The organism is Streptomyces sp. BV286 (assembly GCF_019090165.1).
Lineage (GTDB): Bacteria > Actinomycetota > Actinomycetes > Streptomycetales > Streptomycetaceae > Streptomyces.
This window is the reverse complement of record NZ_JAHRIB010000203.1, coordinates 17,354-34,815: the sequence shown is the minus strand read 5'-3', so window position 1 is coordinate 34,815 and position 17,462 is coordinate 17,354. Positions and strand designations below refer to the sequence as shown.

The 17,462-nt window shown below is 71.7% G+C and carries 13 protein-coding genes and 1 riboswitch; of the genes, 9 read left to right on the top strand and 4 right to left on the bottom strand.

Annotated elements, in window-relative coordinates; all coding sequences use genetic code 11:
- The first annotated feature begins 242 nt into the window (after positions 1-242).
- From KUF83_RS37520 to KUF83_RS37480, 9 genes are all read left to right on the top strand, one after another.
- Positions 243-1,559 carry a sugar ABC transporter substrate-binding protein gene (locus KUF83_RS37520; protein ID WP_217459527.1) on the top strand — a complete coding sequence of 439 codons (1,317 nt, stop codon included), beginning with the start codon at positions 243-245 and terminating at the stop codon, positions 1,557-1,559.
- A 53-nt stretch (positions 1,560-1,612) separates the two neighbouring features.
- Positions 1,613-2,575, top strand: coding sequence for a carbohydrate ABC transporter permease (locus KUF83_RS37515; protein WP_217459526.1), 963 nt, complete (start codon positions 1,613-1,615; stop codon positions 2,573-2,575).
- Between the two features lie 28 nt (positions 2,576-2,603).
- Positions 2,604-3,425 (top strand): carbohydrate ABC transporter permease, encoded by an 822-nt coding sequence (locus KUF83_RS37510; RefSeq protein ID WP_217459525.1) that lies wholly within the window; start codon positions 2,604-2,606, stop codon positions 3,423-3,425.
- Between the two features lie 33 nt (positions 3,426-3,458).
- The gene (locus tag KUF83_RS37505; protein ID WP_217459524.1) at positions 3,459-5,471 is read left to right on the top strand and encodes a glycoside hydrolase family 127 protein; all 2,013 of its coding nucleotides are present in this window, start codon (positions 3,459-3,461) and stop codon (positions 5,469-5,471) included.
- A gap of 148 nt (positions 5,472-5,619) precedes the next feature.
- Positions 5,620-7,812 (top strand): glycoside hydrolase family 127 protein, encoded by a 2,193-nt coding sequence (locus tag KUF83_RS37500; protein WP_217459523.1) that lies wholly within the window; start codon positions 5,620-5,622, stop codon positions 7,810-7,812.
- 139 nt (positions 7,813-7,951) lie between these two features.
- Positions 7,952-8,515 (top strand): MSMEG_1061 family FMN-dependent PPOX-type flavoprotein, encoded by a 564-nt coding sequence (locus KUF83_RS37495; protein ID WP_217459522.1) that lies wholly within the window; start codon positions 7,952-7,954, stop codon positions 8,513-8,515.
- A 56-nt stretch (positions 8,516-8,571) separates the two neighbouring features.
- On the top strand, positions 8,572-9,441 hold the full coding sequence (locus tag KUF83_RS37490; RefSeq protein WP_217459521.1) for an ABC transporter ATP-binding protein: 870 nt from the start codon (positions 8,572-8,574) through the stop codon (positions 9,439-9,441).
- The gene (locus tag KUF83_RS37485; RefSeq protein WP_217459520.1) at positions 9,438-10,418 is read left to right on the top strand and encodes an iron-siderophore ABC transporter substrate-binding protein; all 981 of its coding nucleotides are present in this window, start codon (positions 9,438-9,440) and stop codon (positions 10,416-10,418) included. The genes KUF83_RS37490 and KUF83_RS37485 overlap by 4 nt, the downstream gene beginning before the upstream one ends.
- A gap of 7 nt (positions 10,419-10,425) precedes the next feature.
- A complete protein-coding gene (locus KUF83_RS37480) occupies positions 10,426-12,492 on the top strand; it encodes an iron ABC transporter permease (RefSeq protein WP_217459519.1) in 2,067 nt (688 codons plus the stop codon).
- Between the two features lie 63 nt (positions 12,493-12,555).
- Here KUF83_RS37480 and metE read toward each other — a convergent pair whose 3' ends face one another.
- The 4 genes from metE to KUF83_RS37460 form a co-directional block, all read right to left on the bottom strand.
- Positions 12,556-14,874, bottom strand: a complete 2,319-nt coding sequence (gene metE, locus KUF83_RS37475) for a 5-methyltetrahydropteroyltriglutamate--homocysteine S-methyltransferase (protein ID WP_217459518.1) — start codon at positions 14,872-14,874, stop codon at positions 12,556-12,558.
- A 163-nt stretch (positions 14,875-15,037) separates the two neighbouring features.
- Positions 15,038-15,261: riboswitch (cobalamin riboswitch) on the bottom strand.
- A gap of 70 nt (positions 15,262-15,331) precedes the next feature.
- Complete coding sequence (locus tag KUF83_RS37470; RefSeq protein ID WP_217459517.1) at positions 15,332-16,099, bottom strand: SDR family NAD(P)-dependent oxidoreductase; 768 nt, start codon at positions 16,097-16,099, stop codon at positions 15,332-15,334.
- 67 nt (positions 16,100-16,166) lie between these two features.
- Positions 16,167-16,526 (bottom strand): cyclophilin-like fold protein, encoded by a 360-nt coding sequence (locus KUF83_RS37465; protein WP_308403313.1) that lies wholly within the window; start codon positions 16,524-16,526, stop codon positions 16,167-16,169.
- 188 nt (positions 16,527-16,714) lie between these two features.
- Positions 16,715-17,398: an SDR family oxidoreductase gene (locus KUF83_RS37460; RefSeq protein WP_217459516.1), complete on the bottom strand. Its 684-nt coding sequence runs from the start codon at positions 17,396-17,398 to the stop codon at positions 16,715-16,717.
- Positions 17,399-17,462 lie beyond the last annotated feature (64 nt).

Below are 17,462 nucleotides of genomic sequence, written 5' to 3'. Positions count from 1 at the left end.
AAAGCCTTTCCTGGCAAGGGGATTGACGGGCGGTGAGCCGGGTCCTAACTTGCAGAAAGCCTTTTCGTTCTCTTTCCGTCGTGGAAGTCCGACGCCGGCGTTCGAGGTGCTCGTCCGACGCGTTCCGACGCCGACGTCCGACGTGCTCGTCCGCTGTCGGACTCCACCGCAGAGTTCAGTGCCACCACATCCATCGTCCCGCCGGCCGGCCCACGCCCGCCGCCGCACAAGGGGGATCGACCATGGGGAGCACGGCCGGACCACGTGGACGTACACACCGCCTCGTCACCGGTGCCATCGCGCTGCTGGCCGCCGCGAGCCTGGTCACGGCATGCGGCTCCGGGGACGACGGACCCGACGGCGGCGGGGGAGGGACGGCGGCGGACGCCAAGGGCACCGACGACGGCGCCACGCTGACGATGTGGACGCGCGCGGCGACCCGGCCGCAGAGCGAGGCACTGGTCGAGGCGTACAACGCGAGCCACAAGAACAGGATCGAGCTGACCGTCGTCCCCACGGACGACTACCAGGCCAAGGTCGGAGCGGCCGCGGGAGCGAAGGACCTGCCCGACCTGTTCGCCTCCGACGTGGTGTTCGTCCCCAACTACACCTCCAGCGGACTGTTCGCCGACCTCACCGAACGCATCGACGCCCTGCCCTTCGCCAAGAGCCTCGCCCAGTCGCACATCAAGGCGGGCACGTACGAGGACAAGAAGTACGTCGTGCCGCACACCCTCGACCTGTCGGTCCTCTTCTACAACAAGGACCTCTACCGGCAGGCGGAACTCGACCCGGAGAAGCCGCCCACCAGCCTGGGTGAATGGGACCGGCAGGCACGGGCCGTGGACGCGCTCGGCAAGGGCGTCAACGGCACCTTCTTCGGCGGCAACTGCGGCGGCTGCGGCGTCTTCACCTGGTGGCCCTCCATCTGGGCCGCCGGCGACGAGGTGCTGAACAAGGACGGAACAGCGGCCGAGCTCGCCTCCGACACCGCGAAGAAGGTCTACGACACCTACCGCGGATGGGTGGACGACGACATCGTGGCCCCCGGCGCACGCGACGAGACGGGCACGACCTGGACCGGTGTCTTCCCGAAGGGGAAGGTCGGCGTGATGCCCATGCCGTCGACCACCCTGGGGCTGATGCCCAAGGACCTCGACCTCGGGGTCGCGCCCATCCCCGGCCCCGACGGCGGCAGGTCCACCTTCGTCGGCGGTGACGCCATCGGCATCTCGGCCACCAGCAGGTCGGCCGACCAGGCCTGGAACTTCCTCGCCTGGTCCCTCGGCGACAAGGCGCAGGTCGACGTGGTCGCCGCGCACAAGGACGTGGTGGCGCGCACCGACCTCGCGTCCAACAAGCACTCCGAGGCGGACCCCCGCCTGGTGACCATCAACGAACTCGTGGCCGACGGCCGCACCCCGTACGCCCTGAAGTTCGGCCAGACCTTCAACGACCCCAACGGGCCCTGGCTGAGCCTGATGCGCAACGCCGTCTTCGGCGACGGGGCGGCCCTCGACAAGGACAACGACGCGGTCAGCTCGTCACTGGCCGACTGAACGGCACCCGGCCGCGGCACCACCCCTCCCACGTCACCCGGCTAAGGAGAGCCATGCAGGTGAAGGCGGCCGACCCGGCGCCGGCCGAACCCCGGACCCGGCCACAGCGCCGGGTCCACCCGCCCCGCCCCACCCCGCCCCGGTGGCGGCCCCGCACCCTGAAGGGTCTCGCCTACGCGGCTCCCACCGCCGTGTTCGTCGCGGTGTTCTTCCTGCTGCCGCTGCTGCTCGTCGGACAGATGTCACTCAGCGACTGGCCGCTCCTCGCGGGCGACCGGGGCGTCAACGCGCCGGAGAACTACACCGACGCCACCGACAGCACCCTGTTCTGGCCCGCGATCCGCTTCACCCTCCTCTACACCGTGATCGTCACGGTCGTGCTCCTCGGCCTGGCCCTCGGCCTCGCCCTGCTGGTGCAGGAGGCCCGCCCCGCCGCGGGCTTCTTCCGCACGGTGTACTTCCTGCCCGGCGCCCTCGGACTCGCCTCCGCGTCCCTGCTGTTCTGGGGCCTCTACAGCCCCACCACCGGACCCCTGAGCCGCATCCTGGAGAAGCTCGGCCTCGTCGACGACCCGGTGTCCTTCCTCGGCACACCGACCGCCGCCCTGCTGTCGACGGTCTTCCTCATCGTCTGGAAGTTCGCCGGCTTCTACATGCTGATCCTCCTCGTCGGCCTCCAGCGCATCCCCCACGAGGTGTACGAGGCGGCCCGCATGGACGGCGCGAGCCGCGGCCAGATCTTCCGCCGCATCACCCTGCCGCTGCTGCGGCCCTCCCTCGCACTGACCCTGCTGCTCTGCGTGACCGGATCCCTGCTGGCCTTCGACCAGTTCTTCATCCTCACCAAGGGCGGACCGGACAACAGCACGGTCACCGTCGTCCAGTTGATCTACCGCGAGGCCTTCCAGCGGCTGGACCTCGGTACCGCCGCCGCCCTGTCGATCATCGTGCTGGCCGTACTGCTCCTGCTCAACGCCCTCCAGTTCCGCGGACTGCGCCGCGCCGACGAGTCATGAGCCGTACCTCGCGAGAAGGGACACCACGGTGCTGACCCGCGCCCTCGGCAGGACGCCCTACTTCGTCGTAGCGGGCGGTCTGGCCGTCATCTTCCTCTTCCCCCTGCTGTGGAACGCCTGGGCCTCCGTCAGCGGACAGCCGGGCACCGCCCAGGAATCCGGCTACGGGCTCGGCAACTACCGCACCCTGCTCGACTACGACGCGGGCCTGTGGCGGTACCTCCTGAACAGCACCGTCGTCTCCGCCCTGACGGTCGCCCTGACCCTCGGAGTGTCCCTGCTGGGCGGCTACGCCTTCGCCCGCTTCGACTTCCCCGGCAAGAACCTGCTGTTCCTGCTCACCCTGGCCATCCTCATGGTCCCGTACGCCACCCTCCTCATCCCCCTCTACGTACTGCTCGGCAGACTCCACCTGCAGAACTCGCTCGTCGGGCTGAGCCTGGTGCTCACCATGTTCCAACTGCCGTTCGCCACCTTCATGATGCGGATCTCCTTCGAGGCCGTGCCCCGCGAACTGGAGGAGTCGGCGTTCGTCGACGGGTGCGGCACGGCGGGCGCCCTGCGCCGGATCCTCCTCCCGGCGGTGCGGCCGGGGCTGATCACCGTCGGGCTCTTCGCGTTCCTCGCGGCCTGGAACGACTTCATCGCCCCGCTGATCCTCATCTCGGACAGCGAGAAGGCGCCCCTGCCGCTGGCCGTCGCGAACCTCCGGCAGCAGAGCATGGGCGCCGTCGACTACGGGGCCACCGAAGCGGGCGTGGTGGTCCTCGCCGTGCCCTGCCTGCTGCTGTTCCTGCTGCTGCAACGGCACTACATGCGGGGCTTCATGTCCGGTGCGCTCAAGGGCTGAAGCACCGGACGACCTGGACGGACAACCGAAGGGATGAACCGAAGGCATGAAGTGGTGAAGGAGAACACAGCGCCGTCATCCGTCCTCCCGGTGGCACCTTCCCGGGGCCGGCTGCGACCCCTGGGTCTCGACGAGGTCGGCATCACCGGGGGCTTCTGGGCCCACCGCCGGCACATCAACGAGACGGCCACCCTCGGCCACTGCCGCGACTGGATGGAACGCGTCGGCTGGACCGGCAACTTCCGGGCCGTCGCCGAAGGCCGCGTCCACCGGGACCGGCGCGGCCGGGAGTTCGCCGACTCCGAAATCTACAAACTCCTCGAAGCCATGGCCTGGCAGACCGGTGCCCGTACCGGTACCGGCCTCGACGCGGACATCACCGCACTCACCGAAACCCTGGCGCCCGCCCAGGCACCGGACGGCTACCTGAACACCGCCTTCGGCAACCCCGGGCAGCAGTCCCGCTACAGCGACCTCGAATGGGGCCACGAGCTCTACTGCCACGGCTTCCTGATCCAGGCGGGCGTCGCCCAGGCGCGGGCCCGCGGCGAGGGCGAACTCACGAAGATCGCCCGCCGGGCCGCCGACCACGTCTGCGCCACCTTCGGCCGGGGCGGCATCGAGGGAGTCTGCGGTCACCCCGAGATCGAGACGGCCCTGGTGGAACTGGCCAGGCTGACGGGGGAGCAGCGCTACCTCGACCAGGCCGCGCTCTTCGTCGACCGCCGCGGCCACGGCACGCTCGCCGACGGCGAGTTCGGCCGCGTCTACTACCAGGACGACCTGCCCGTACGCCGAGCCACCGTGCTGCGCGGCCATGCCGTCCGGGCCCTCTACCTCGCGGCCGGCGCCGTCGACGTGGCCGTGGAGACCGGCGACGAGGAATTGCTCGCCGCCGTCGTACGGCAGTGGGAGGCCGGGGTCGCCCGGCGTACCTACCTGACCGGCGGCATGGGCTCGCACCACCGGGACGAGTCCTTCGGCGACGACTTCGTCCTCCCGCCGGACCGCGCCTACTCGGAGACCTGCGCGGGTGTCGCCTCCGTGATGCTCGGCTGGCGGCTGCTGCTTGCCACCGGCGAACCACGGTTCGCCGACCTCTCCGAGCGGACCCTGTTCAACGTGGTCGCGACCTCCCCGGCCGAGGACGGCCGGGCCTTCTTCTACGCCAACACCCTGCACCGGCGCCACCGGGGCGGCGTGCCCGCCACGGACGCACCCAGCCCGCGCGCCGAGTCGAGCCTGCGCGCGCCCTGGTTCGCGGTGTCCTGCTGCCCGACCAACGTGGCGCGGACCCTTGCCCTGCTGCCTGCGTACCTGGCCACGGCGGACGACCACGGCGTGCAACTGCACCAGTACGCCGACGCGCGCATCACCACCTCCCTCACGGCCGGTCACGCCGTCGCACTGAGCATGCGCACCGACTACCCGTCCGGCGGGAACGTGGTCGTACGCATCGACGGGTCGTCGCCGGCCCGTCCGTGGACCGTGTCGCTGCGCGTCCCCGCGTGGACGGCGGGGGACACGGTGTGGCTCACCGACCCGGACGGCACACGCCGTGCCGTCGCCGCGGGCACGGCCGAGGTCACCCGGGTCTTCCGGCCCGGTGACGAGATACGCCTCGAACTGCCCGTCCGGCCGCGCTGGGTCCGGGCCGACCCGCGCGTCGACGCGGTACGCGCCGCCGTGGCCGTCCAGCGCGGGCCGCTGGTGTACTGCGCCGAGTCCGTCGACCTGCCCGCCGGCCACGACGTCGACGCGATCCGGGTGGACCCGTCCGCCGAACCGGAGGACGGACCGGACCCGGCGGACGCCACCGTGGTGGTCACCGGGCAGGTGACCGCTCATGACACGAAGCACGACGGACCCTGGCCGTACCGGCCCGTGGACGCTCCCGCCGCCCCACCGGCCGCCGAGCGCACGGGAATCGTCCTGGTCCCGTACCACTCCTGGGCGAACCGGGGTCCCGCGACGATGCGGGTGTGGCTGCCCGCCGAGGAGCCGGACCGCCCCACGCCGCCGGACAGCACCCCCACCGCGAGGTAGCAGCCGTGCACCGCCGTTCCGTCATGCCCCCGCGGCCCCGGTACCCACCTCGCCACGACGGCCGCGGCCCGCTGGCGCCCTCGTCTGTTCCGCCATCTCCTCCGCACCACGCCCGTGTCCGCCGACCCACCACGATCGGAGTCCGAGCATGTCCCAACCCCCCACACGCCGCGGTCTGTTGCGGTTCGCAGCCGGGGCGGCGGCCGCTGTGCCGCTCGCTCAGGCGATCACCCCGGCGCATGCCGCCCCGGCTACGGCGCCCCTCGCCCGCGCCGCGGGGGCGACGGCCGACGGGGCCGCCGCCGTCCCGTCGGCCGTCCCGGCCGTCGCGCCCGCCTGGCCGGTGCAGCCGTTCCCGCTGGGCCAGGTCGCCCTCGGCGACGGCGTGTTCCGCCGCAAGCGTGACCTGATGCTCGACTACGCCAGGTCCTACCCGGCCGACCGCATCCTGGCCGTCTTCCGGGCCAACGCCGGACTCGACACCCGCGGGGCCCGCCCGCCCGGCGGCTGGGAGACCTCCGACGGCAACCTGCGGGGCCACTACGGCGGTCACTTCCTCACCCTCGTCGCCCAGGCGTACGCCGACACACGGGAGGCCGCGCTCAAAGCCAAGCTGGACCACCTGGTCACCGCACTCGGTGAATGCCAGCGGGCCCTGGCGGAACACGGCTCGCCGAGACCAAGTCATCCCGGCTACCTGGCGGCCTACCCGGAGACCCAGTTCGTCCTGTTGGAGAGCTACACGACCTACCCCACCATCTGGGCGCCGTACTACACCTGTCACAAGATCATGCGCGGTCTCCTCGACGCGCACACCCTGGCCGGGAACGCACAGGCCCTGACCATCGCCTCGGCGATGGGCGACTGGGTGCACAGCAGGCTGGCCCGGCTGCCGAAGGCCCAGCTGGACCGCATGTGGTCGATCTACATCGCCGGCGAGTACGGCGGGATGAACGAGGTGCTGGCCGACCTCCACGCCCTCACCGGACGGGCGGAACACCTCACCGCCGCCCGCTGCTTCGACAACACCGCGCTGCTCGACGCCTGCGTGGCGGACCGCGACATCCTGGACGGCAGACACGCCAACCAGCACATCCCGCAGTTCACGGGATACCTGCGGCTCCACGACCACACCGGGGAGGAGGCGTACGCCACCGCGGCCCGCAACTTCTGGGGCATGGTCGCGGGCCCCCGGACGTACAGCCTGGGCGGCACGGGGCAGGGCGAGATGTTCCGGGCCCGGGGCGCGATCGCGGCGACCCTGGACGACAAGAACGCCGAGACCTGCGCCACGTACAACATGCTCAAGCTGAGCCGGCAGCTCTTCTTCCACGAGCCTGACGCCGCCTACATGGACCACTACGAGCGGGGCCTGACCAACCACATCCTCGCCTCCCGCCGGGACGCCCCCAGCACGAGCAGCCCGGAGGTCACCTACTTCGTCGGCATGGGGCCCGGGGTCGTGCGCGAGTACGGCAACACCGGCACCTGCTGCGGCGGCACGGGCATGGAGAACCACACCAAGTACCAGGACTCGGTCTACTTCCGGTCCGCCGCGGGCGACGCGCTGTACGTCAACCTCTACCTCGCCTCCACCCTGCGATGGCCGGAGAAGGGCCTCGTCATCGAGCAGACCGGGGACTACCCGGCCGAAGGCGTCCGCACCCTGACGTTCCGTGAGGGCGGCGGCCGGCTCGACGTGAGACTGCGGGTGCCGTCCTGGGCCACGGGCGGATTCACCGTCACGGTCAACGGGGTCCGGCAGCGGGCCGAGGCAGAACCCGGCAGCTACCTCACCCTCAGCCGGAACTGGCAGCGCGGCGACCGGATCCGCGTCACCGCCCCCTACCGGCTGCGCGTCGAGCGGGCCCTGGACGACCCCACCGTCCAGTCACTGTTCTACGGTCCGGTCCTGCTGGTCGCGCGGAGCCAGGAGACGGGATTCCGCACGTTCTCCTTCTACAAGGACTTCACGCTCCGGGGAGATCTCGCCGACGTGATCGCACCTGAAGGCCGCCCGCTGCACTTCACCACCCACGGCCTGACCCTGGCGCCGTTCCACCTCGCGGACGGCGCCCGCTACCACGCCTACTTCCGACGCTCCGAACCCGTCGTCGTGTTCGGCACCGCCGACTCCGGCGTGCCGAACCGCGCCCGCGGTGACGGGCTGACCTTCCTCGACGTCCTCTGGGGGCAGGCCCCCTTCGTGAACTCCGGCCGCTTCGTCCAAGCGGCACGCACACTCGCCGACACCTGGCTGGCCGAAGGGCTCTTCACCCCCGCCGAGCGGGACCGCGTCGTCGCGGCCGCATCCCGCGCCCGGACGGTCCGACGAAGGTGACCCCTGCGAACCGAGCCGACCGAAGGCGCCTGACGACGGAGACCCGCGTCAGGCGCCCGAGGTAGGTAAGGCAAACCTAACGTCCGATAATGTTCCCTGTGCAACTGTTCGTGGGACATACGTATGTTGGGAGTCGGCCTTGCCGCACACGATCGAAACCCCCGGGAGCGGGCAGGGTGCCACGACCGGGGAGGGCTGGGTCGAGCTGGGCTCACGCGACGAGCTGCGCGAACTGCTGGGTGAGCCCTGGCCCGTGGTGATCGAGAAGGTCCACGACCGTCTCACCGACAAGGACCTGGAGATACTCGCCCGCTCGCCCTTCTGCCTGCTGGCCACCTCCGACGCGCACGGCAACTGCGACGTCTCCCCGCGCGGGGACGTCCCCGGCTTCACGCACGTCGTCGACTCCGGCACGCTCGCCCTGCCCGACCGGCCGGGAAACAGGCGCGGCGACAGCTTCCACAACATTCTCGACAACCCGCACGCGGGCCTGCTGTACCTGATCCCCGGCAGCAAAGAGGTCCTGAGGGTGAACGGCCGGGCCCGCATCCTCACGGACGCCCCGTTCTTCGACGCGATGACCTCGTCCGAGCAGCGCCCCACGCTGGCCCTGGTCCTGGAGATCGACGAGATCTACCTGCACTGCCCGCAGTCGCTGCGCCGCTCGGGAGTCTGGAATCCGGCGTCCTGGCAGACCGGCTGAACCGGCGTGGGGGCACCCCTGTCAAGGTGAATTTAGGTTAGGCTAACCTTCGCAATGTGAGATCTGGTGAAGAAGCAGCCGACACCCCGCGTCTGCGCGGGCACGAACTGTCGGCCAAGAGCGTGACCGTGTCGTACGACGGCGTCGACGTCGTGCACGACGCGGCGGTCACGCTCCGGCCCGGCGAGGTGACCGTCCTGGTCGGCCCCAACGGCAGCGGAAAGTCGACCCTCCTGCGGACGCTCGCCCGGTTGCAGCGGGCCCGCCACGCGACGCTCAGGATCGACGCCGACACCGACGGCCTCGCCCTGAGCGCCCGGGAGTTCTCGCGGTACGTCGCCCTGCTGACCCAGGGCCGCCCCACGCCCAGCGGCCTGACCGTGCGGGACGTCGTCGAGTTCGGCCGCTACCCCTACCGCGGCCGCTTCGGCAGGCCGGATCCGGACGCGACGGCGGCGGTCGACCGGGCGCTCGCGCTCACCGGAGTCACGGACCTCGCCGAGCGGGGCGCCGACCACCTGTCCGGCGGGCAGCTGCAGCGGGTGTGGCTCGCGAGCTGCCTCGCCCAGGAGACCGGCGTGCTCCTCCTGGACGAGCCCACGACCTACCTCGACCTGCGCTACCAGATCGAACTCCTCGACCTCATCCGCGACCTGGCGGACGACCACGGCATCGCCGTCGGAGTGGTCCTCCACGACCTCGACCAGGCGGCCGCCGTCGCCGACCGCGTCACGCTGCTCGAACAGGGCCGGATCGTCGCCGACGGCCTGCCCGAGGACGTCCTCACACCGGAACGCCTGACAGCCGTCTACGGCATCCGGATCGACGTCGACACAGACCCCCTGACCGGCCGACTGCGCACCCGCCCGATCGGCCGCCACCACACCCGGCACACTCGAACCGAAAGGCTCGGCACCACCTCATGAGACGCCTCCTGCTCACCGCGGCCGCCACCACCGCCGCGGCGCTCACCCTCACCGCCTGCGGCACCACCGAGCCTGCCGCCGACAAGACCGAGAAGCCCTCGGAGGCCATCACCCTCACCGACTCCACCGGCGCCAAGATCAAGCTCGACGGCCCGGCCACCAAGGTCGTCGCCACCGAGTGGAACGAGGTCGAGAGCCTCGTCACGCTCGGCGTCGACCCCGTCGGCGTCGCCGACGTCAAGGGCTACAAGACCTGGGACACCGCCGTCCCGCTGAAGAACGAGCCGAAGGACATCGGCACCCGCGGCGAGCCGAGCATGGACACCGTCGCGTCCCTCTCGCCCGACCTCATCGTGGCCTCCTCCGACCTGCCGCCCTCGGCCGTGAAGCAGCTGCGCAAGATCGCCCCGGTGCTGGGGATCAAGTCGGCGGACGCCTCCGACCAGATCGGGCAGATGACGGAGAACCTCGACCTCATCGCCAAGGCCACCGGCACCACCGACAAGGCCAAGACGGTCCGCGCCGCCTTCGAGGCCAAGATCACCGAGGGCAGGAAGGCCCTCGCCGACGCCGACCTCGCCGGCGCGGACATCGCCTTCGCCGACGGTTACGTGACCTCCAACCAGGTCTCCCTGCGCCCGTACACCAGCGGTTCCCTCATAGGCAGCGTCAACGAGCGTCTCGGCCTGAAGAACGCCTGGAAGGTCAAGGGCGACGCGGCCTACGGTCTCGGCACCACCGACGTCGAAGGCCTCACCGCCCTGCCCAAGGACACCCGGTTCGCCTACATCGGCAACGACGACGACAAGGGCAGCACTCCCTTCACCGGTGCGCTCGCGAAGAACGCGGTGTGGACCTCCCTGCCGTTCGTGAAGTCCGGTGACGTGCACCGACTGCCCGACGGCATCTGGATGTTCGGCGGTCCCAAGTCGATGGAGGCGTACATCGACGCCCTCGTCGACGCGCTGACGAAGTAACGAGGTCATGGCCGTCACCGCCACGCCCCCCGCCCTCCGTCGGCCGACGGCCGCGTCCCGGACGGGCGCGGCCGCGGTGACGGCCGCGCTCGTCCTCCTGGTCGCGGCCCTCGCCGTCGTCGACATCACCCAGGGCACCGCCGCCGTCGGACCGGCCGAGGTGTTCAAGGCCCTGACCGGCCGGGCCGATCCGGGCGACGCGTCCGTCGTGATCGCCTCCCGGCTGCCGCGGATGGTCGCCGGCATCCTCGTCGGCGTCATCCTCGGCGTGGCCGGCGCCGTGCTGCAGGCCGTCAGCCGCAACGTCCTCGCCTCCCCCGACACCCTCGCGGTGAACGCCGGTTCGTACCTCGCCCTCGGCCTGGCCGGCGCCACCGGTGTGTCGCTCCCGCTGCTCGCCTCCTCCGGAATCGCCTTCGTCGGCGGGCTCCTGGCCGCGGCCGTCGTCCTCGCGCTGTCCGGCCTCGGCACGGGCACCGTACGACTGGTCCTGGCCGGCACCGCGCTGGCACTGGGCCTCAACTCCGTGACGGAGGGGCTGCTCCTGCTGTTCCCCGAGCAGACGCAGGGCCTCTACCAGTGGAACCAGGGCAGCATCAGCCAGAACGGCTTCGACGGCGTCCTGCAGATGCTGCCCATCGCCCTGGTCGGCCTCGTCGGCCTGCTGCTGACGGCCCGCCGGGTCGACGCCCTCGCCCTCGGTGACGACGCCGCCCGTGGACTGGGCGTCCCCGTCCGGACGACCCGGGTCACCGTCGTCGTACTGGCGTCCCTGCTCTCCGCCGCGGCGGTCACGCTCGCCGGGCCCATCGGTTTCGTCGGCCTGTGCGCACCGGCCCTGGTGCGTCCGCTCGCCCGCCGCTTCCGGGGCTTCGTCCGCATCCGTACGGTCCTGCCCGTGGCCGGTGTCGTCGGCGCGGGACTGGTGCTCGGATCGGACGTGCTGCTGCGGGCCCTCGTGCCCTCGGACACGGCCGTCGCCGTGCCCACCGGCGTCGTCACCAGCCTGGTCGGTGCCGTGTTCCTGGTCGTGATGGCCCTGCGACTGCGGGACACGTCAGGGGCCGAGGCACCGGACCGGCTGCGCATCCCCAGCCGGACGGCGTTCCTGGTGACCCTGGTCGCCCTCGTCGCCGCGGTCGTCGGCGTCACGATCGCCGGAGCTCTGCTGGGCGACAGCAAACTCCTGCTCGGCGACCTCGTGAACTGGGCCCAGGGGAGGGCAGGCCAGGCCGTCTCCTTCGTCCTCGACACCCGGACGCCACGGGTGCTCGCGGCCCTGTGCGCGGGCGCCGCGCTCGCGCTGGCCGGCACGCTCATCCAGGCCGTGACCCGCAACCCGCTCGCGGAGCCGGGGGTCCTGGGCGTGTCCGGCGGAGCCGGACTGGGAGCCGTCCTCCTCGTCACCACCGTGCCCGCCGCCGGCACCTGGGGTATCGCGGGTGCCGCCTTCGCGGGCGCGGCCGCGACTTCCGTGGTCGTCTTCGGGCTCGCCGCGCGGGGCGGCTACCAGCAGAACCGGCTGGTTCTCGTCGGTATCGGCATGGCCGCCGGTACCGCGGCGCTGATCAGCCTGCTCATCGTGCTCACCGATCCGTTCAACGCCACGAAGGCGCTGACCTGGCTGTCCGGTTCGACGTACGGCCGGACCATGCCGGACGTCCTGCCCGTCGCGCTGGTACTGGTGCTCGGTCTCGTCGTCGCGGTCGCCCGGCGGGTCGAGCTGGACCTCGTCTCCCTGGACGGAGACACCCCGCGGCTCCTGGGCCTCGGACTGTCCCGGGCCAGGCTCGGATTCCTCGTGGTGGGTGTGCTGCTCAGCGCGACCGCCGTCGCCTCGGCCGGCACCATCGGCTTCGTGGGCCTCGTCGCCCCGCACGCGGCACGCGCCCTCGTGGGCCGGCGGCACGTCCGGGTGGTGCCGGTGGCCGTCCTGCTCGGCGCGGCACTCGTCTGCACGGCCGACCTGCTGGGCCGCACGGTCATCGCCCCCGCCCAGCTGGGCGCCGGCCTGATGACAGCGGTGATCGGCACGCCGTACTTCCTGTATCTGCTGGTACGGAGCCGACGGTAGCCCCGGCCGGCCCCCGACAGCCCCTGGCTCCGCCGCGGACCCGCGGCGGAACCAGGGGTGAGGTCAGGACGCGGACAGCTCGGTGCGGACCGTCCGGGCCGCGGTGACCAGGTTCTCCAGGGAGGCCCGGGTCTCGGGCCAGCCGCGGGTCTTCAGACCGCAGTCGGGATTGACCCACAGCCGTTCGGCCGGAATGGCCTCAAGTCCCTTGCGGAGCAGGGCTGCCGCCTCGCCGGTGCTCGGCACACGCGGGGAGTGGATGTCGTACACACCGGGTCCGGCCTCGCGCGGATAGCCGTGCCCGGCCAGCTCCCGGGCGACCTGCATGTGCGAGCGGGCCGCCTCCAGGCTGATGACGTCGGCGTCGAGGTCGTCGATGGCCCGGACGATGTCGCCGAACTCGGCGTAGCACATGTGGGTGTGGATCTGGGTGTCCGCCCGTACCCCGCCCGTGCTGAGCCGGAACGCCTCGGTGGCCCACGCCAGATAGGCGGGACGGTCGGCGGCGCGCAGCGGCAGTGTCTCCCGCAGCGCGGGTTCGTCCACCTGGATGACCGAACTCCCCGCGGATTCCAGGTCGTCGACCTCGTCGCGCAGGGCGAGGGCGACCTGGCGGGCGGTGTCGCCGAGCGGCTGGTCGTCGCGGACGAAGGACCAGGCGAGCATGGTGACCGGGCCGGTGAGCATGCCCTTGACCGGCTTGGGGGTGAGTGACTGCGCGTACGTGGTCCAGCGCACCGTCATCGGCTCGGGGCGGGAGATGTCCCCGGCCAGGACCGGCGGGCGGACGTAACGGGTGCCGTAGGACTGGACCCAGCCGTGCTGTGTGGTGAGGTAGCCGGTGAGCTGTTCGGCGAAGTACTGGACCATGTCGTTGCGTTCGGGCTCGCCGTGCACGAGCACGTCGAGTCCGGTCTTCTCCTGGAACGAGATCACCTCGCCGATCTCGGCCCTGATGCGCTCCTCGTACCCGGCGCTGTCGATCCGTCCGGCGCGCAGGTCGGCCCGCGCGGTGCGCAGGTCGCTCGTCTGCGGGAAGGAGCCGATGGTGGTGGTCGGCAGAAGAGGCAGCCTCAGACGGGCGCGCTGCGCGGCGGCCCGTTCGGTGTACGGCTGGGAACGGCGGGCGTCGGCGTCCGTGACGGCGGCGGCGCGGGCCCGGACGGCCGGGTCGCGGGTGATCGGCGAGGTCGCGCGGGAGGCCAGGTCGGCCCGGTTGGCGGCGAGTTCGGCCGCGATCGTGTCGGTGCCGCCCGTGAGGCCCTTGGCGAGGACGGCGATCTCGGCCGTCTTCTGACGGGCGAAGGCGAGCCAGCGCGCGACCTGCGGTTCGATGTCTCGTTCCGCGGTGGCGTCGAGGGGCACGTGCAGCAGGGAGCAGGAGGCGGCCACGTCGACCCGGCCGGCCAGGCCCAGCAGGGTGCCGAGTGTGGCGAGTGATTCGGCCAGGTCGTTGACCCAGATGTTGCGGCCGTCGACGACACCGGCGACCAGACGCCTGCCGGGCAGCCCGCCCACGGCGGCGAGCGCGTCCAGGTTGGCGGCGGCCGCCCCGGTGAAGTCGAGGGCGAGGCCGTCGACCGGAGCCTTGGCCAGCACCGGCAGTGCGTCGCCGAGCCGGTCGAAGTACGAGGCGACCAGCAGCTTCGGGCGGTCGGGGAGCCTTCCGAGGTCGCGGTAGGCGCGGGTGGCGGCGTTCAGCTCGGCGGGGGTGCGGTCCTGGACGAGGGCCGGTTCGTCGAGCTGTACCCACTCGGCGCCCGCCGCGCGCAGGTCGGCGACGACCTCGGCGTACACGGGCAGCAGCCGGTCGAGAAGCGTCAGCGGGTCGAAGTCGGCGGCCACGCCGGGGGCGGGCTTGGCCAGCAGGAGATAGGTGACGGGGCCGACGAGGACGGGACGGGCGGTGAGGCCGAGGGCGAGGGCCTCCCGCAGCTCGCAGACCTGCTTCGTGGAGTCGGCCGCGAAGACGGTGTCAGGGCCCAACTCCGGAACCAGGTAGTGGTAGTTGGTGTCGAACCACTTGGTCATCTCCAGCGGGGCCACGTCCTGGGTGCCGCGCGCCATGGCGAAGTAGCCGTCCAGCGCGTCCGCCTCGACGGCGGCACGGTGTCGTGCGGGGATCGCGCCGACCATGACGCTGGTGTCCAGGACGTGGTCGTAGTACGAGAAGTCGCCGGTGGGCACCTCGTGGAGGCCGGCCCCGGTCAACTGCAGCCAGTTCGTCCGGCGCAGGCCGGCGGCGGTGGTCCGGAGGGTGTCGGCGTCGACCCGGCCCTTCCAGTAGCCCTCGATCGCCTTCTTCAGTTCCCGGTGCTGTCCCTGGCGGGGGTAGCCGTACACGGTGGCACGTGCTGCCGCGGTCGCGGACTTCGCTGTCACGGAAATCTCCTTCGCGAGATATCTCCCTGGGATCCCGGGACGGAACGCGAACGCGAAGGGGTGACGAGCCCGACGGAGCCGATCCCGCGCGAAACGGCGCGGTCCTCCGTCAGACATGTACGCCGACCCGCCCACGAGGTCACCGGGATGGCCGCGCACGAGGGATCGCGCGCGGGCAACGGGCAGGTCTTCGGACTCGCGAGCACGTCCTCCGTACGGAGGACACCTACTGGCCGTCGCTTCCCAGGCCCTGTTCACCGGACCCAGTGCGTATGACGGCGGTCGTTCCCGCTCACCGCTGCGGGGCAGTCCCGGATTCCCACCGGGTTCCCTCTTGCGACGCATCCCGCCTGGCGGACGGGGCGAACCAGCTGCACAGGCCACTGTAGGGGGAGGCGTCCCACGACGGCGGACTTTGCCGCAGCCCGGACGGTGACATGAAGCACGCGGCCGGTCCCTACCGGGCAACGTAGCCGCCGTCGACGGGGAGGGCGACGCCGACGACGAATCCGGCTCCGGGGCTGCACAGCCACAGGACGGCCTGGGCGATCTCCTCGGCTGTGCCCAGACGGTTGATGGGCTGGTTGGCCTCGGCCTCGGCGCGGTCGAGCTCTCCCTTGCCGATCATGTCGCTGACCATGGGCGTGTCGATCGTGCCGGGGCAGACGGCGTTGATGCGGATGCCCCGGGGCGCGTATTCGAGGGCGGCGCTGGTGGTCAGGCCGATCACACCGTGTTTGGCGGCGTGGTACGAGGCGCGGCCGGGGAGACCGACGAGACCGCCGAGTGAGGAGCAGTTGACGACGGTTCCGCTGCCTTGGGCGCGCATGTGCCGCAGTTCGTGCTTCATGCAGGCCCACACGCCGCGGAGGTTGATGGCGTTGACGCGGTCGAACCGCTCGGCGGGTTCGTCGGCGGCGTCGCTGGGCGGGATCTGGATGCCGGCGTTGTTGTACGCCATGTCGAGGCGGCCGAAGGTCTCCACGGTTCGGTCGACCGCGGCGGCGACCTGGTCCTCGTCGGTGACATCACAGGTGAGGCCGAGGACCTTGTGGCCGGCGTCGGTGAGTTCCTTCGTGGCGGCGTTCAGGGCGGCTTCGTCGATGTCGGTGAGGGCGACGGCGGCCCCGGACTCCGCGAAGGCGCGGGCGGTCGCCAGGCCCATGCCGGAGCCGGCTCCGGTGACGAGGGCGACCTGGCCGGCGAAGTCGTAGGTGGGGTTCATGTCGTGCTTCTCCTGTCGTGGATCGGGGACCGCGCGCCGGGGGAGGGGCCACCAGGCTGCGGGGAGCTCAGGAGGCGTCTTCGACGGTGACCCTGACCTCGTCGTTGTCGGCGAGTTGTGCCGTGGCGCCTTCGGGCATGTGGCCCAGGACGATCAGGTCGTTGCCGGGGCTGGGGGAACCGTCGCGGTAGTAGATGGCGAGGTTGCCCCAGGGCGCGTAGTAGGCGAGGTCGCCGGTACGGGGACGGACTCCGTCGGGGGCGCCGGAGGTGGACAGCCGGCGGGGCAGGTCGGCGATCTTCTCGTTCTCGTGGAAGTCGGTCAGGTTCAGGGTGAGGGGGAGCAGGGCGGCGAAGTCCCGGGCGGTGGCGCTGTCGTTGAGCGTGGCGGCGACCGGGGTGCCGTCGATGGTGATCCGGATCTTCATGGCGGTGGACCTGCCAGGGGGTGTGGAGGGTGCGGGACTCGTCGTCCTTCGCTCCGGCGTGTTCGGGGACGTGGACGTCGCCCCGGACGAGGACCGGGGGGACGGCGAGCTGTCGGTGCATGCGGTCACGGCAAGCAGGAGAGCCGCGGCCACGGCACCACGGGCGAGGCCGAGAGGGGCGGCCGCGGTCACGGGCCGTCCGGCGTTTCGGTCGGCAGGGCCTCGGCGTAGTGGCGGAAGCCGTCGCGCTCGGTGTGCATGCCGTAAAGGCGCTCGGCCAGTGCGGCGGGGCTGCTGTGCTCGGCGTCGGGCCGGATGGCGCCGGGGACGATCAGCTGCGCGGCGTGGATGTTCTCCGGGGCCAGGGCGTCGTGGAGCATGCGGGCGTAGGCGCTTTCGGCGGCGAACGCCACGGAGGTGCCGGCGACGTTCGGGTTGGGCCGTACGGCGCTGGAGCCGTTGACGAACAGCAGGGTGCCGCGGCCGAGTTCGCGCATACCGGGCAGGACGGCGGTCACCGCGGTGACGGGGCCCTTGACGGAGAAGGCGAGCGGGGCGTCGAGGTCGTCGGCGCCGGTGTCGAGGACCGGCTTCATGAAGTCGGCGCGGGGCACGGGGCTGTACTGGAGGATCTCGACGGGCCCAAGGGCGTCGGCGGCGGCGCGCAGGGCGGCGGTGAGGGAGGCGGTGTCGAGGACGTCGGCGGGGAAGCCGCGGGCCTGAACGCCGTCACGGGCCAGCCCGGCCGCCAGGTCGTCCAGGTTCTGGGCGTTGCGAGAGAGCAGGGCGACGGAGTGGCCGGCCGCGGCGAAGCGTCGGGCGGTGGCGAGCCCGAGGCCGGGGCCGGCACCGATGAGAGCGAAGGTGGTCACGGTGAGTCCTTGGTCGGAGGGGGCGCCGGGGCCGGACTGTGGATGCCCGCCCCCGGCGGTGGGA

Bases quoted from the DNA above. Each gene is read 5' to 3' on its own strand.
- KUF83_RS37485 (WP_217459520.1), top strand. From the start codon at position 9,438: ATGAGACGCCTCCTGCTCACCGCGGCCGCCACCACCGCCGCGGCGCTC.
- KUF83_RS37515 (WP_217459526.1), top strand. From the start codon at position 1,613: ATGCAGGTGAAGGCGGCCGACCCGGCGCCGGCCGAACCCCGGACCCGG.
- KUF83_RS37520 (WP_217459527.1), top strand. From the start codon at position 243: ATGGGGAGCACGGCCGGACCACGTGGACGTACACACCGCCTCGTCACC.
- KUF83_RS37500 (WP_217459523.1), top strand. From the start codon at position 5,620: ATGTCCCAACCCCCCACACGCCGCGGTCTGTTGCGGTTCGCAGCCGGG.
- KUF83_RS37465 (WP_308403313.1), bottom strand. From the start codon at position 16,526: ATGAAGATCCGGATCACCATCGACGGCACCCCGGTCGCCGCCACGCTC.
- KUF83_RS37505 (WP_217459524.1), top strand. From the start codon at position 3,459: ATGAACCGAAGGCATGAAGTGGTGAAGGAGAACACAGCGCCGTCATCC.
- KUF83_RS37480 (WP_217459519.1), top strand. From the start codon at position 10,426: ATGGCCGTCACCGCCACGCCCCCCGCCCTCCGTCGGCCGACGGCCGCG.
- KUF83_RS37470 (WP_217459517.1), bottom strand. From the start codon at position 16,099: ATGAACCCCACCTACGACTTCGCCGGCCAGGTCGCCCTCGTCACCGGA.